General features: G+C 54.5%; 10 protein-coding genes and 4 tRNA genes. 4 read left to right on the plus strand and 10 right to left on the minus strand.

The window, feature by feature from the left end:
- Positions 1-107 precede the first annotated feature (107 nt).
- The 4 genes from TH5_RS10640 to TH5_RS10655 all read right to left on the minus strand — a co-directional run bounded on the left by TH5_RS10640 (position 108) and on the right by TH5_RS10655 (position 10,390).
- Positions 108-3,287, minus strand: a complete 3,180-nt coding sequence (locus tag TH5_RS10640) for an efflux RND transporter permease subunit (RefSeq protein WP_114121853.1) — start codon at positions 3,285-3,287, stop codon at positions 108-110.
- Positions 3,288-3,325: 38 nt separating this feature from the next.
- Entirely contained in the window at positions 3,326-4,492 is a 1,167-nt protein-coding gene (locus tag TH5_RS10645; RefSeq protein ID WP_167443522.1) for an efflux RND transporter periplasmic adaptor subunit, read from the minus strand.
- 123 nt (positions 4,493-4,615) lie between these two features.
- Positions 4,616-5,269 carry a TetR/AcrR family transcriptional regulator gene (locus TH5_RS10650; RefSeq protein WP_114121854.1) on the minus strand — a complete coding sequence of 218 codons (654 nt, stop codon included), beginning with the start codon at positions 5,267-5,269 and terminating at the stop codon, positions 4,616-4,618.
- Between the two features lie 285 nt (positions 5,270-5,554).
- Positions 5,555-10,390: an NAD-glutamate dehydrogenase gene (locus tag TH5_RS10655; protein WP_114121855.1), complete on the minus strand. Its 4,836-nt coding sequence runs from the start codon at positions 10,388-10,390 to the stop codon at positions 5,555-5,557.
- 371 nt (positions 10,391-10,761) lie between these two features.
- Between TH5_RS10655 and fabI the strand changes: the two genes are divergently transcribed.
- Positions 10,762-11,520, plus strand: coding sequence for an enoyl-ACP reductase FabI (gene fabI, locus TH5_RS10660; RefSeq protein ID WP_114121856.1), 759 nt, complete (start codon positions 10,762-10,764; stop codon positions 11,518-11,520).
- An 11-nt stretch (positions 11,521-11,531) separates the two neighbouring features.
- Here the strand turns inward: fabI and TH5_RS10665 are convergent, their stop codons facing one another.
- From TH5_RS10665 to TH5_RS10690, 6 genes are all read right to left on the minus strand, one after another.
- Positions 11,532-12,689: a calcium-binding protein gene (locus TH5_RS10665; RefSeq protein WP_114121857.1), complete on the minus strand. Its 1,158-nt coding sequence runs from the start codon at positions 12,687-12,689 to the stop codon at positions 11,532-11,534.
- Positions 12,690-12,842: 153 nt separating this feature from the next.
- Positions 12,843-13,499: a DUF488 domain-containing protein gene (locus TH5_RS10670; protein WP_244204879.1), complete on the minus strand. Its 657-nt coding sequence runs from the start codon at positions 13,497-13,499 to the stop codon at positions 12,843-12,845.
- Positions 13,500-13,586: 87 nt separating this feature from the next.
- Positions 13,587-13,661, minus strand: a tRNA-Gly gene (locus tag TH5_RS10675).
- A gap of 35 nt (positions 13,662-13,696) precedes the next feature.
- A tRNA-Gly gene (locus tag TH5_RS10680) sits at positions 13,697-13,771 on the minus strand.
- A 35-nt stretch (positions 13,772-13,806) separates the two neighbouring features.
- Positions 13,807-13,881 (minus strand) — tRNA-Gly (locus TH5_RS10685).
- Between the two features lie 35 nt (positions 13,882-13,916).
- Positions 13,917-13,991 (minus strand) — tRNA-Gly (locus TH5_RS10690).
- A 217-nt stretch (positions 13,992-14,208) separates the two neighbouring features.
- Here TH5_RS10690 and TH5_RS10695 point away from each other — a divergent pair.
- The 3 genes from TH5_RS10695 to TH5_RS10705 all read left to right on the plus strand — a co-directional run bounded on the left by TH5_RS10695 (position 14,209) and on the right by TH5_RS10705 (position 16,459).
- Positions 14,209-14,718, plus strand: a complete 510-nt coding sequence (locus TH5_RS10695) for a prolyl-tRNA synthetase associated domain-containing protein (RefSeq protein WP_114121859.1) — start codon at positions 14,209-14,211, stop codon at positions 14,716-14,718.
- 134 nt (positions 14,719-14,852) lie between these two features.
- A complete protein-coding gene (trxA, locus tag TH5_RS10700) occupies positions 14,853-15,779 on the plus strand; it encodes a thioredoxin (protein WP_114121860.1) in 927 nt (308 codons plus the stop codon).
- Positions 15,776-16,459, plus strand: coding sequence for an LON peptidase substrate-binding domain-containing protein (locus TH5_RS10705; protein ID WP_114121861.1), 684 nt, complete (start codon positions 15,776-15,778; stop codon positions 16,457-16,459). Before trxA ends, TH5_RS10705 begins: the two co-directional genes overlap by 4 nt.
- Positions 16,460-16,481: the final 22 nt, after the last annotated feature.

The raw sequence follows: 16,481 nt of genomic DNA on the forward strand, positions 1-16,481 counted from the left end.
GGCAAGCATGACCGGAATGTGATGAGATCAATTTCACAGAAGAAAGAAACAGCCGGACCACGGGGTCGGGGGAACTTTATGGTCCGGCTGTTGTGCAACGGTTTTCGTTACTCCGCGGGCTGCTGCGCGTCAGCCCCTTCAAGTGAACGAACCTCGTTGCGTCGGCCCATCTTGCGCACCAGCACGTAGAACACCGGTGTCAGGATCAGACCGAAGATGGTCACACCCAGCATCCCCGAGAAGACGGCGATGCCGATGGCCTGGCGCATTTCAGAACCCGCACCGCTTGAAATCACCAGCGGGACAACGCCCATGATGAAAGCAAGCGACGTCATCAGGATCGGCCGCAGGCGCAGACGGCTGGCTTCAATTGCCGCCTGAACGGTTGTCCGGCCCTGATGTTCAAGTTCGCGGGCGAACTCGACAATCAGGATGGCGTTCTTTGATGCCAGTCCGGCCAGAACGAACAGACTGATCTGGGTGAAGATGTTGTTGTCACCTCCAAACAGATAGACACCAAAGGCAGCCGACAGCGTGCTCATCGGGACGATCAGGATGACCGCCAGCGGCAGGGTCAGGCTTTCGTACTGAGCCGCCAGAACAAGGAAGACCAGCAGAATACAAATCGGGAAGATGAAGATTGCCGTGTTACCCGCCAGAATCTGCTGATAGGTCAGGTCCGTCCATTCATAGGACATCCCCGGTGGCAATGTTTCTTCGAGGATTTTTGTAATCGCGGCCTCGGCCTCGCCACTGGAATAACCCGGTGCGGCGTTGCCGTTCAGATCAGCCGAACGGAAAGCGTTGTAGCGCATGGCGGTGTCCGGACCGAATGTTTCGGATACGGAAATCACACTGCCAAGCGGCACCATATCGCCATCCGCATTGCGCGTTTGCAGACGCAGGATGTCTTCCGGACTGGACCGATAGGGTTTGTCCGCCTGAGCGATCACCTGATAGGTGCGACCGAACTGGTTGAAGTCGTTGACATACATCGAGCCCAGATAAATCTGCATGGTCCGGAAGATTTCATCGACCGGAATGCCGAGCTGCTGGACCTTTGTACGGTCAAGATTGGCCTGCAATTGCGGGACATTGATATTGTAGCTTGAGAAGACACCGGTCAGTTCAGGTGCTGCCCATGCCTTGGCCAGTACCTGTTTCATGGCGTCATCAAGCGCACGATATCCCTGATCGCTGCGATCCTGTACCTGCAGTTTGAAACCGCCCACCGTGCCAAGACCCTGAACCGGGGGTGGCGGGAAGATGGCGACGAAGGCCTCGTCAAGGGCGGCGTATTTCTGTTGCAGCTTTCCGGCAATTGCCAGCCCCGAAAGATCATCGGATTTGCGTTCGGCAAAGTCGGTCAAAGCTACAAAGACGATGCCGGCACTTGAACTGTTCACAAAGCCGTTGATCGACAGGCCAGGGAAGGCCACGGCACTTTCGACACCGGGTTCCGCCAATGCGATTTCAGACATTTCGCGAATGACTTCTTCGGTACGGTCCAGTGTCGCGCCCTGCGGCAATTGTGCAAAGCTGACCAGATATTGCTTGTCCTGCAACGGGATGAAGCCGGACGGCAAAATCTGGAAACCCTGCCAGGTCAGAACCAGCAATCCGGCGTAAACCGCCATCATGATGGTTTTCATCCCCAGCAACCGTTTGACACCACCGCCATACAGTTCCGTACTGCGATTGAAGAACCGGTTGAACCAGCGGAAGAACCAGCCAAAGACAAAGTCCATGGCACGGGTCAGCCAGTCCTTTGGCGCATCATGCGGTTTTAGCAGAAGTGCCGACAGAGCCGGGCTGAGCGTCAGGGAGTTGATGGTTGAAATGATCGTTGCAATGGCGATCGTCAGGGCGAACTGCTGATAGAACTGCCCGGTCAGGCCACTGATGAAGGCAATCGGAACGAAGACGCCGGTGATCACAAGCGAGGTCGCAATGATCGGCCCGGTGACTTCGCGCATCGCAGCAACGGTTGCATCGCGCGGCGAAAGACCGCGTTCGATATTACGTTCGACGTTTTCGACCACCACGATGGCATCATCGACCACGATCCCGATTGCCAGAATAAGACCGAACAACGACAGCACGTTGATCGAGAACCCCAGCAACAGCATCAGGGCAAATGTCCCGATAATCGACACCGGCACGGCCAGCAGCGGAATGATCGAGGCACGCCATGTCTGCAGGAAGATTGTCACCACCACAACAACAAGGGCGACGGCTTCGAGCAGGGTTTTGATCACCGACTTGATCGAGCTTCGAACAAAGACGGTCGGATCGTAAACGATGCTGTATTCAAGACCTTCGGGGAAGTTTTCCTTAAGCTCCGCCATGGTTGCGCGAACGTTGCTTGAAATTTCAAGCGCGTTGGAACCCGGCGATGCAAAGATCGGAAGGGCGACGGCCGATTTGTTATCAAGCAGGGAACGCAGCGCATATTGCTGGGCTTCCAGCTCGATGCGTGCAACATCGCCAAGACGGGTTACGGTACCGTTTTCATCGCGATTGACGATGATTTCGCCAAATTCCTCGGGCGTTTCAAGGCGACCGTGGACATTGATTGGCAACTGGAACTGCACACCGGTATCATACGGCGCACCGCCAATGGTGCCGGCCGCGACCTGCACGTTCTGACTTTGAATGGCCGATACAACATCGCCCGCGGTCAGGCCACGTTCGGCAACCTTGTCCGGGTTAAGCCAGATGCGCATCGCGTAATCACCCGACCCGAACAGACCGACCTGCCCGACGCCCTTGATGCGCGCCAGCTGATCCTTGACGTTCAGGGTCGCGTAGTTGCGCAGATAAAGCATGTCATAGCGGTCATTTGGCGAGAGCAGATGCACCACCATCGTCAAATCCGGGGACTGCTTGGACACCGTCACGCCAAGCTGACGGACGATATCGGGCAGACGCGGTTCGGCCTGCGATACCCTGTTCTGGACTTTCTGCTGTGCCAGATCGGGATCGGTCCCGATTTCAAAGGTCACCGTCAGGCTAAGGCGACCATCGGTCGTTGCCAGCGAGTTGACGTAAAGCATCCCCTCGACCCCGTTGATCTGTTCTTCAAGCGGGGATGCGACGGTTTGCGCAATTTCGGCCGGGTTTGCACCGGGGAATTGCGCTTCGACCACGACGGTCGGCGGCACGACTTCCGGATATTCGGAAATCGGCAAATTCAGCATGGCAATTAAACCTGATAACAATATCAGGACGGATAGAACGCCAGCGAAAATCGGGCGATCCACAAAGAATCTGGATATATTCTGCATAACGGTCAGCCTAGTCTTTGCGCGCAGTCAAGCATCCGTCAGGATGCCGAGGCCTGCAGAATTTCAGGAGCAACAGGCATGCCGGGTCGAACTTTCATGATCCCGTTCACAATCACCATGTCACCGGGCTCCAGCCCGGATGTCACGATGCGGCGCCCGTCAACTTCGGAACCCAACGTCACCTGACGATAGGCAACCGTGTTGTCCGACTGGACCACGTAAACGAATTTACGGTCCTGATCGGTGCTGATTGCTTCTGGTGAAATCAGGATGACATCCTTTTGACCCGGCGTACCAAGCTGCAGGCTGGCGAAGCTTCCGGGCAGCAAGGCACCGTTGCTGTTTTCAAACAGGGCACGGGTGCGGATGGTACCGGTACGGGTATCAATCCGGTTATCGAAGCTGTGCACAAAACCGGAAATGGTTTCGCCACCGGCAACAGTCAGGCGAACCGGGATTTGCTGTGCGGCACCACTGACTTTATTGGCGTCATAGATGCTGGCGAAATAGGTTTGTTCGTCCAGATCGAAATCGGCATAGATTTTACCGGTCGAGACAATCGTGGTCAGTACCGGTGCGTTCGGGCCGGCATTCACCTGATTGCCGACGGTCAGTTCCACACGGCTGACGCGGCCATCAATCGGTGCCTTGACGAAGGCATGATCGAACTCGATTTCGGCAAGTTCAAGCTGTGCCAAGGCACGGTTAACCTGGCTTTGGGCGACCTGATGGGTATTGACGCGTTCATCAAAGACACGTTTGGAAACGGTGCCATTGGCCACCAGTTTTTCCGCACGTTCCTTTTCCTTGGCGGCAAGCGACAGGGTTTGGCGGGCAGCGGCCAGTTCGGCCTTGGCTTCGTCAACGGCTGCCTTGTATGTGCGGGGATCAATGACTGCGAGAATATCGCCTTCCTTGACGATCTGGCCGTCTTCGAAGCGGATATCGACAATCGCACCACTGACCTGCGGGCGAAGCTGAACTTCTTCAACCGCACTCAGCCGACCGGAAAAATTGTTCCAAAGCCGGACAGACTGGCTGCGAACATTCTGAACAGTAACAGGGGTGATTTGTGGTTCGGCCTGTGCGACGGCTTCGTCGGCACCGGCGGAACCTATGGTGCTAAGCCCGTAACCACCGGCAGCAATCGCAACGATTGCAGCTGTGGCTGGCAGCAACATTCTCAGTTTGGATCGTGATTGCATCTTTCCATTTCCCAATAGCGTGACCCGCGCATTCGCGGACAGAATAACGGGAAGATGCGTACCGATCGGTTTGTTTGCAAGTGCGAAATTGAAAAAATTTGCAGTCGTTCTAAATTTCGCGGATTATTCGGCGGCTGACAACGAGGCTTCTTTCGCCTTCATATCCCTGAATTCACAGCGCAAATCAAGGATTCGGCAGATGCCGACACGCAAATCAGACCGAACAGTATCTGCACTGTTAAAAACTTTGCCGTATGTCAGCAAACCGTGCACATACTGGAAAACAAGCCGCGCCAGTGTTGTAACATCGGCATCGCCCGAAAGCATGCCTTCACCCTTCAGGCCACGGATCATCGAGGCAAGATACTTGATCTGTTCCTCGGCAAGTTCGCGTGAACAGTCCTGAATTTCGATGTCTTCGGGGCCGACCTGGCCACCGGCGGTAAAGATGGGACAGACACAAACCTCTGTATCGCCCGGAATACCCTGCTTTTTCTGCTTGTTCATGATCAGGTCGATATAACGGTTCAACTGATCAAGCGGGGCAATTTCAGGGGAAAAGATGGATCTGAGTTCATCCTTGCCCTTATCCCAGTGATGACGGGCAGAGGCGGCAAACAGGGCGGCCTTGCTGTCAAAATGGTGATAGAATGCGCCCTTGGTGACCCCTGCATGCTTGCAGACATCACTGACACCAATATCGTGATAACTGCTGGTCCATAGCAATTGTATGGCGGTCTCCAGCAGCTTTGTCCGGGTCTCGGCAGCGTTCCTCATTTTCACACCATTCTTTTCGTTTTCTGTATTCAATATACGTACCGGTTGGTATTTTTCAAGGGTTTCCCTAGCTTCATTTGGTTTTCATCATATAAAAACGGCAGGAGGATGGCAGTAAATTAAATCGATTCAATCACTTCGCGGCCTGAGCCCTCTTTAAAAAAGTTGCCAACCAACTGGCATACGGGGGCTCCTGACATTCCGGGAGATATCCACACCCCGGTCGAAGACAAAAAAAGAGGGCGTCGAAGCGCCCCCTTTTGCAGAATGTGTTGCGAATATCGGTCAGCCGCCGATCATGGCCCTGATCTGACGGTTGGCAACCGTGATCATTGACAGGTCGATCTGCCCTGCGGCACGCAATTCGTCGATGAGCTGATCACACCGCGAACAGCCACGCTGATGATCATCAACCCATTTCCGGACCAGATCACCACCCACCGTGCCGTTCTTGCCAGAAGAAAGCACGACACGGGTCAGTTCGCGCTGATGACCGAACAGATCATCAATCGCGGCTGCACGGGCCAGTTTCTGCCAATGGGTTTCGGCTTCGATGGACTCGGCTGCTGCGCGCAGCAGGCCAAGCTGGAAGCGTGCACCGATGGCAAAATAGGTTGCCCCGACATCGATCACATCACGCCCGGTTGCCTCGGCGATGCGGACGATATCGCAAACCGCGACCATCTGCTGCATCGCGGCCACACGGCGCGCCAGATCTTCGGGCACACCCCGATCGATCAGGGATTGCGATTTCTGATCCAGGGTCGTGCGGAAGGCCGCATCGGCAGGAACGATATCGTCAAAGGCCTCGATCACCTTGGCAACCGCCGGACGGAACAGTTCGATCTTTGCCCCGACATTCAATTCCTCGCAATTGCGCAGGAACCACAGGGTCACATCTTCGACCATGCGGTTGATGTGGGAAAACATCGCGATCTGGACCTTGGCATCGACCTTGTTGTCGAGGGCTTCGATACCCGACCACAGTTTTCGCAGGCCAAACACCGCACGGGTAATCAGATAACCGCGCGAAACATCCACCGCCGAAAGCCCGGTTGCTTCCATCATGTCATGGACAAAGGTGCCGCCAACGCGGTTGACCAGACTGTTGGTGCCCACGGTTGCGATGATTTCGCGTTTCAGACGATGGTTGGAAATCGCCGCGCTGTATTTTTTACGTACAGCGGTCGGGAAATAACGCACCAGTTCTTCAACAAGGATCGGATCATCGGGCAGATCGGATTTAAGCACCTCGTCATACAGCCAGAGTTTGGCATACGGCATCAGAACCGAAATTTCCGGACGGGTCAGCCCCTGATGGGCGGCCGTGCGACGTGCGAGTTCCTCGTCATCGGGAAGATATTCGATTTCCCGGTTCAGACGACCTTCGCGTTCGAGCATCCGGATCAGGCGAACCTGCGCATCAAGCGCATCCCCGCCCCCGGCAAAGGCGTTCGAGATCGCCTGACTTTGCAGATAGTTGTCACGCAGCACCAGATCACCGACCTCGTCGGTCATCTCGACCAGCAGTTTGTTACGCTGCTTTTCGGTCATGTCGCCGGCGGCCACCACCTCGCCCACGAGGATCTTGATATTGACCTCGTGATCCGAGCAGTTCACACCGGCAGCATTGTCGATGGCGTCTGTATTCAAACGTCCACCGGCATGGGCATACTCGATACGGCCACGCTGTGTGCAGCCCAGGTTGGCACCTTCGCCAATGACCTTTGCCCGGATATCCTTGCCATTGATGCGAATGGCATCATTGGCACGATCCCCGGCATCGGCATTCGATTCCGCCGAGGATTTGATATAGGTCCCGATCCCGCCGAACCACAGAAGTTCGACATCGGATTTCAGGATGGCCTTCATCATATCGGCAGGCGTCACCTTGCCGGTGCCAAGATCAAGCAGCTTGCGGACCTCAGGTGAGGGATCAAGCGTCTTGGCCTTGCGGTCAAAGATTTCGCCGCCCTTCGAGAGGACCTTGGTGTCGTAGTCGGTCCAGCTTGAGCGCGGCATGTCAAACAGGCGCTTGCGCTCGGCAAAGCTTTTCGCCAGATCCGGGTCGGGATCGACAAAAATATGCATGTGGTTGAAGGCGGCAACCAGCTTGATCTGTTCGGACAACAGCATGCCGTTGCCAAACACGTCACCCGACATGTCGCCAACACCGGCAACGGTGAAGGGTTCTTTCTGGATGTCCTTGCCGATTTCGCGGAAATGACGTTTGACCGATTCCCACGCACCGCGTGCGGTGATGCCCATTTTCTTGTGATCATAGCCCTGCGAACCGCCCGATGCGAACGCATCGTCGAGCCAGAAGCCATAATCACGGGCAACGCCATTGGCGATATCGGAGAAGGTCGCAGTCCCTTTATCCGCAGCCACAACCAGATAGGGATCATCATCATCAAGACGACGGACACGTTCCGGCGGAATGATGTCGCCCCCGACAATATTGTCGGTGATATCAAGCATCCCCGACATCAGTGTTTTGTAACACGCAATGCCTTCTTCGAGGAATGCTTCGCGACCGCCATCCACCGGGGGCCGTTTAACAACAAAGCCACCCTTGGAGCCGACCGGCACGATGACCGCGTTCTTGACCATCTGGGCCTTTACCAGACCGAGAATTTCGGTCCGGAAATCTTCCTGACGATCCGACCAGCGGATACCACCGCGCGCCACCGGACCACCACGCAGATGGACAGCTTCGACCCGCGGTGAGTAGACAAATATTTCGCGCCAAGGACGCGGAAGCGGCAGATCTTCGACCATACCGGAGTTGAATTTTACCGACAGATAGGGTTTCGGATTGCCGTCCTTGCCATACTGGAAATAGTTGGTGCGAAGCGTTGATTGAACGAGGTTGAGGAACGCGCGCAGAATGCGGTCCTCGTCCGGGTTCATCACGTCTTCAAGACGGGTGATGATGTCACCTTCGATGGCCTCGGCTTCGGCGGCCACCCCCGGATCACGATCCGGGTCAAAACGCGCAATGAACAGATCAACAATCGTTGCCGCCAGACCGGCATTATTAGCCAGCGTTTTGGCCATGTAATCCTGCGAGAAGGCCGATCCCATCTGACGCATATAGCGTGCATAGGTCCGCAGGATGACGACTTCGCGCCAATGCAACCCGCCCAGCAGAACAAGACGGTTAAAGGCGTCGTTTTCAACTTCGCCATGCCACATGCGAATGAAAAGTTCCTGGAACTTGTCACGCACATCATGCAGATGGAATTCGCCGTCAACCAGCACCCCGAAATCGTGAATGCGGACATTCACATCGGTATCGCGTGGTTCGACCTTGAACGGGTTTTCGGTAATGACCTTGAGCCCCATATTTTCCAGCATCGGCAATACGTCGGAAAGCGGCACCGGCGCACCGGGATTGTATATCTTGAAGCGCAGTTCATTCTCGGCTGCTTCGATCGGACGATACAGGTTCACCCGCAAGTCCGATAATTTGATCACGTCCTCGATACGGTCGATATCAAGAGCCGCGGTCTCGACACCGAACCGATCACGATAGTCGCCCGTGAAGCTCTCGCCGTAACGACGATAAAGGGTCAAACCGCGTTCTTCGCCCATTTCACGCACCAGCACCTGACGGAGCGTATCAGCCCAGTCACGCGCGGTTTCGACAAGCTGACGTTCGATATCGGCGACATTGTATTCCGGCAGTTCACCCGGCGTGGTCTTGACCAGAAGGTGCAACCGCGCAAGGGGGCTATCGCCGATCAGGGTGTAATGTGCCGTGACCTTGCCATCAAAGGCCGCCTCGATCACTGACTGGAACTTCATGCGAAGCTTGGTCGAGAACCGGTCCCGCGGGCAGAAGACCTGACAGGATACAAAGCGTTCAAAGGCATCACGACGCACGAACAGTGCAATCCGCTGGCGTTCCTGCAGATGCAGGATGCCCATGCAGATATGATACAGATCATCAAGCTCGATCTGGAACAGCTCGTCACGCGGGAAGGTTTCAAGGATGTTGACCAATGCCTTGGCATCGTGGCTGGCAGGCGGGAAGCCGGCGCGCTTGATGGTTTCGGCAAGCTTCATGCGCAAAAGCGGAATGAGGCGCGGGCTGAGGTTATAGGCAACCGAGGTAAACAGGCCGACAAACAGATGCTGGCCGATGACCTTGCCATCGTCATCGAACTGTTTGACGACAATGGTATCAAGATGCACCGGACGGTGCACGGTTGACTGTTTGTTGGCCTTGGTCACCATCAGAAGGCTTGGCTGGGCGACAAATGCCTGCACCTCGGTCGACAGATTGCCGATCTGGCGCAGTTCGTCAAAGATATGGGTCCCTTCGCGGCGCAGAATCCCGAGCTGGCTTTGGGGATTCACGTCCACCTTGGCTTTCTTGCCCGTACCGCTGAACTTGTATTCGCGATAGCCAAGGAAGGTGAAATGGTCGTTATGGACCCAGCCAAGGAAATCCTGGGCTTCTTTCTGATCTTCTGCGGAAATGCCGGTTGGTGCGGTTCTGATGCCTTCCAGAACTTCGGCGACTTTTGACAGCATCGCCTGCCAATCCTCGACCGACAGACTGACATCGGTCAGAACATCTTCCAGACGGTCACGGATTTTCTGCAGAACGGCTTCGTCGGTCTGTTCGTCAATTTCAAGATGCATCACGGATTCACGCGGCGCATCCGAATTCTCGACCGCTTCGACTGACTGCAATTCACCACGATCATCACGCGCGATACGCATGATCGGGTGGATTACCAGATGAACTGTCAGGTCGAATTCGTGAAGGGCAGACGTCACGGAATCCACAAGGAACGGCATATCCGTGTTGATCATCTCGATCACGGTGTGATCGGATTTCCAGCCATGCTCTTCAAGATCGGGGTTATAGACCCGGATCTTGGCGGCATTGGCCGATGGGCGCTTTTGCGCAAATTTGTATAAAGTCAGTGCCGCGCCATAAAGCGAGTCGACGGATCGACCTGCCATGTCGTCAGGCGGTACATCCTTGTAAAAAAGGCGAACGAATGCTTCTGCATCCTTCGCCATCTTACCGGTCAAGCGTTGCTGGATCTGTTCGACAACCTTGTCGATGACTTCCCGTTTCGGGTCGTCGCTTCGGGCTTTCATGTCCAATTTCCCTTTTTATCGGTTCTGTTTGCCAGAACCGAAGTGCCGACCTTTGCGGGCGGCACTACACACCTCGGATGTCACATGTATTTGGGAAGACAACCTGAAGTTCCCCACACCCGGAAATGACGGAAAACTGCAGCTTCCTTCCAAGGCTACACATAGCGGATCATCTGCCTAAAAACTATGCTTCTGCACAAAAAAAAATCGTTCGCTCAATAGCTTCCGATCAACGGAACCCTGTATTCCAATTGGGGATTGTCACAGAATTTTACACTTTGCTGCGTCGCAAAATAATCTAAGCTTGGCTGGTGGCGCGAATCAGAAGGCCATTTCGCATTCGCAAAAATATTTTGGATCGGAGATGTCCCATGCTCGCAGGAAAGAAGGGCCTTGTTGTCGGAATCGCCAATGACAAGTCAATCGCCTATGGCTGTGCCCGAATTTTCAACCGCGAGGGTGCAGAGCTGGCAATTACCTATCTGAATGACAAAGCAGAAAATCATGTCCGGCCTTTGGCGGAGGGACTCGGTGCCCCGATCATCACCCCGCTTGATGTTCAGAACGAAGATCAGATGGATCGGCTTTTCGATGCGATTTCATCCCACTGGGGGAAACTGGATTTCGTCCTGCATTCCATCGCATTTGCCCCCGGCGATGACCTGCATGGCAGGGTGATAGACTGTTCACGCGACGGCTTTCTGACCGCGATGGATATTTCGTGTCATTCGTTTCAGCGACTGGCAAAACGTGCCGAACCATTGATGAAAGATGGCGGGGCACTGTTGACCGTCACCTATATGGGCTCGGAACGGGTTATTGATCATTATGGGGTTATGGGCCCGGTCAAAGCCGCGCTTGAGAGCGTGACCCGGTATATGGCTTCCGAACTGGGACCGAAAAACATTCAGGTCCATGCGATTTCACCCGGCCCCCTTCTGACACGCGCCGCATCAGGCATTGCCGAGTTTAACTCCCTGATGAACACGGCCCAAAGCCGATCACCCGGACGCAGGCTTGTCACCATCGACGAGATCGGCGAACTGGCAGCGTTTCTGGCCAGCGACCGGTCTCGTGGGATCACGGGCGATGTCATCCATATCGATGGTGGCTATAACATCATGGGCTAAGGTCAGGGCCCTTAACCGATCATGCTGTCCTCAAACACGATATTGTCCTCGGTGAAATCGGCAAGATCTGTATTTTCAATCAGGACACCATAATCGTAATGCCGCCCATCACTAAAATCGACATACAACCCGGCGTCCGTTTCCTCTGCATGCTCTAGAAAATCAGCAAAGTCATGGATGCCGCTTTTTTCCTGAAACTCGCTTCCGAGCTGAAGCCTGTCACCGTTGGAACCTGTTTCAAAATCGGCAATCCGGTCGCGTTCGGCACCACCTTCAAACACCCGCCACAAAAACGTGTCCGGACCATCGTCTTGCGGATATCTGTCGCTGTTGCCACGTAGGAAATCGTTGCCATCGCCGCCCTCGATGATGTCATGCCCATTTCCACCGTGCAGGACATCATGCCCGTCGCCACCACGCAGAACATCATCGCCGAAATGCCCCTGCAGAACATTCCGACCAGCATCGCCGATCAGCAGGTCATCATGGATTGTGCCGTATAGGTTTTCGATATCATAGACAACGTCGCCTTCAGCTTCGCCGCCCTGAAAAACACTGGTTTCAAGGTTAATTGAAACACCGCTATCGCCATTGTAGCGCAATGTGTCGCTTCCTGCGCCACCATCAACGTAATCAGCATCGGCACCGGGGCTTAGCATATCATCCCCGTCGCCACCCAGAAGGGTATCCTCGCCCTCGCGCCCGATGATGGTATCGCTCCCCCTGCCGCCCAGAAGGGTGTCATTGCCCGGATCATTGCCAAGATAATCGCCGTATAGATAATCATCCCCGTCACCGCCCAGCAGCAAATCGCTGCCACCGCGCCCCCAAAGCACATTGCTTGCAGCATCGCCGATCAAAGTATCGTCGAACGGACTTCCTTCAAGCACCTCGACACCAACAAGCCGGTCACCTTGCGCCTCGCCCCCATGGCCTGTTCCATCCTGCAGATCAACAATGACGCCTTGTGTTGCGGTATCGGTATCGTAGTTGGCGCTATCACGTCCGCCGGGACCACCGTCAAGCAAATCCGCCCCCGGTCCGCCTGTCAGCTCGTCGTCCCTGCCAGCTCCGTAAAGCTGGTCATCGCCCGCCAGCCCATAAATCGTGTCATTATCACTTGATCCGACAAGGCTATCATTGCCTTCTGTTCCGGTAACGAGTGCCATAACGCCCTCCTGCAACTGACAACATCAACTGCAGATTTAAATACATATTCCCGCACGTATCAATATTCGTAAAATAGAACGAAATATAAACTTCAATTATACAAAATGACCATTTTCAATAAATCGCCATAACGCGTTTTAAGACATGAAATATTAGAAATTATTTTGCCGTTTTCCGGATTTTATTGCGTCATCTGCAAGCGGAGCTGCTTTTACAATTTGCTTCTGAAGCGCCAGAACCAGTTCTGCATCGGGGTCCGGTGCGCTGGCCGCAAACAGATCTGCCGTGTCGCCGCCATTGATCGCAATCATGCGCTTTTCCGTTTCGGCCTGGGTTTCAACACGCCCATCTGAAACCAAGTGCCGCAAATCAAATCCAGCGGCCTTGAGCGCCGGCGCGATCAGCAATGTGCGATGGCAATCCAGCGGATCCTTTTCTGCGCACATCAGGCAGATGCGGTATTTGCCTGCGCCCGAAAGCAGACGATCAATCCCGGCTTTGAATTCCGGGCGCGCTGCCATCAGGTCGTAGTTCAGCCGACCGTCGGGATACAATGACGGGTCCTGCGGCTTTCCGCCCAGAACATCCCCCATGAAAACGTAAGCAATGCCGTTCTCGCGCAGGAACGGGCCAAAGGTATCGGCATCAAACGCCTTCCAGTAATTCGATCCCCGGAAAGTCCGGATATCGGCCACCGCCGTAATGCCCTGCCCCTTTAAAAGGGCAAGCAAACTGTCCCGGTCATGCCCGGCATAACCGACGGTCCAGATAATGTTGGCAGGGTCATTATTGTCTTGCTTGTCGTTCATTTTTCCAAAAAACGACATCTCACAGGGAACCGCAAGCCCGAAACAAAAAAGGCTGCCCCGAAGGACAGCCTTTTTGAACTTTCATCATGGAGCGGGCGAAGAGATTCGAACTCTCGACCCTAACCTTGGCAAGGTTATGCTCTACCCCTGAGCTACGCCCGCATCATCATGAAAGCATGATGAAGGAAACCACCTGATGGAGCGGGCGAAGAGATTCGAACTCTCGACCCTAACCTTGGCAAGGTTATGCTCTACCCCTGAGCTACGCCCGCATCATCATGAAAGCATGATGAAGGAAACCACCTGATGGAGCGGGCGAAGAGATTCGAACTCTCGACCCTAACCTTGGCAAGGTTATGCTCTACCCCTGAGCTACGCCCGCATCATCATGAAAGCATGATGAAGGAAGCCACCTGATGGAGCGGGCGAAGAGATTCGAACTCTCGACCCTAACCTTGGCAAGGTTATGCTCTACCCCTGAGCTACGCCCGCATTCATCAGTATTTCCTGCCCCTGTGGAGCGGCGCGGATAATAGCCCAACAAAACGTGATTGCAACCCTTTTTTCCATCAAATCGCCGCCACATCCAGAATGGCGGTTTTCCTTGACTTTTTACCCTTAAAACGGGGAAATCACGCCAACATGCTGCAATTTGCGTCCTAATTGCAATCTGACCATCTTCGCGCGACCCAGCCAGAAGGAAAACAGGATGAGTGATCCATCAACCGCACTTTTCGATTATCTCGAAAATCTTGGTATCGAAACCCGCACGCACGAGCATGTGCCGCTGTTTACGGTTGAGGATTCGCAAAAGCTGCGCGGGGATCTGCCGGGCCTTCATTCCAAGAACCTTTTTGTCAAAGACAAGAAGGATGCCCTGTGGCTTGTCGTGGCTGAGGAAAATACCGAAATCCGGATGAACCACCTGCACAAGACACTGGGCTGCGCGCGCCTTTCGTTTGGCAAACCGGAACTGCTGCTTGAAACGCTTGGCGTCATTCCGGGATCGGTCACACCCTTTGCCCTGATCAACGATCATGCGCGAAAGATCAACTTCGCTCTGGATGAGAAGCTGGCCAAAGGTGACATTCTTAACTTCCACCCCTTGCGGAATGACAGAACCACGACAATTCAGTCTGATGACCTGCTTCGATTTGTCACCAGTCTTGGCTACGAAATCAGAATTATCGATTTTAAAGAGAAAATAGATTCGTTCTGATTCCGCACAAATGCTCATAAAGCCTTTTACCGCGAAACATTAAACTATAAGATTTTCCTAATGTTATGCAGAAGCCTCTTGTCGAACGGCGGTTGAGGCATCATCTAGAATTCAGAATTAGTGAGTAAACGATAATGTCTATCATTCTTGACGCCACCGCCCCGAATGCCGCCCCCACCGCTGGACAGGACAAAGACCTGATCAAGGACAGCGGCATTGAAACCTTTGTCCAGGACGTCATCGAACCCTCGATGGAAGTCCCGGTTGTCGTCGATTTCTGGGCCCCCTGGTGCGGCCCGTGCAAAAGCCTGACGCCAACCATCGAAAAGGTGACACGCGAGGCTGGCGGGCGCGTAAAGTTGGTCAAGGTCAATATCGATGAAAACCAGGAACTGGCGATGCAATTGCGCATCCAATCGGTTCCGACGGTCTATGCCTTCAAAGGCGGCCGTCCGGTTGACGGTTTTCAGGGCGCGCAGCCAGAAAGCGAAGTCCGTGCCTTTTACGAGCGTCTTGCAGGCGGCCCGATCGAAAGCCCGATTGCTGCAATTCTGGATCAGGCGGCTGCCGCGCTGGCGGATGACGACCATGAAACAGCCCATGGCCTTTATGTTGGCGTACTTGAACGTGAACCCCAGAATGAAACAGCGATTGGCGGCATGATCCGCTGCATGGTCGCGATGGGAGAAGTTGAAGAAACCCGCCATTTTGTGGACAACATGGCCGAAGCAGATCGACTGAAGGCACCGATTGCATCTGCGATCAGCGCGCTTGAGCTGGCGGAAACCGGTTACAGCAAGGAAGACCTTGATGTCGCACGTGCCAAAGTCGCCGCCAATCCGGATGACCTGCAGGCGCAGTTTGATTTGGGCATGGCTTGCTTTGCCACCAACAAGCGCGAAGAAGCCGTCAACGCCATGATTGCGATCATTCGCAAAGATCGCAGCTGGAACGACGATGCCGGTCGCACCCAACTGATCAAGTTTTTCGAGGCATGGGGCCCAATGGACCCGGCCAGCGTTGCGGGGCGCCGCGCACTCTCGACGGTTTTATTTTCATGAGCATATGCGGTCCTTTCGATCCCAGTTTTTCGGATCTTCCAGATACATTGCCGGTCTTTCCGCTAAGTGGGGCGCTTCTGCTGCCGCGTGGCCATCTGCCGCTTAATATCTTTGAGCCGCGCTATCTGAACATGATCACCGATGCTCTGGGGCAGGACCGCATGATCGGCATGGTTCAGCCACGCCCGGACGGGCGCAACACCTTTTATATGGATCCGGACAATCCACCGGTCTTCCAGACCGGCTGTGCCGGCCGCATCACGGCATTCAGCGAAACCGATGATGGTCGTTTCCTGATCACCCTGACGGGTGTCTGCCGATTTAACATCGTCGAAGAACTTCCGATGCAGAGCGGTGGTTATCGCGCTGTACGAGGCGATTTTGCCCCATGGAAGGATGATTTGCTGCTGCCATCGGATTTGAAACCGATTGATCGTGACCGTCTCCGACAGGCACTAGAAAGCTATTTTGCCCAGCATTCTTTGCGATCCTGCTGGGATACACTTAGCGATACCGATGATGAAATGCTGGTTACAGCCATCGCAATGGGTTGCCGACTGAGCCCGCTTGAAAAACAGGCTTTGCTCGAATGCGCAAGCCTGTATGATCGCGGCGATATGCTGACAACCTTGCTGGAAATGGCAGCCCATCCGCGAGCACCACAGACCGCCAGCAACTAAACGTAATATGAAGGCCCAGAAC

The organism is Thalassospira xianhensis MCCC 1A02616, from assembly GCF_003326475.1.
Taxonomy (GTDB): domain Bacteria; phylum Pseudomonadota; class Alphaproteobacteria; order Rhodospirillales; family Thalassospiraceae; genus Thalassospira; species Thalassospira xianhensis.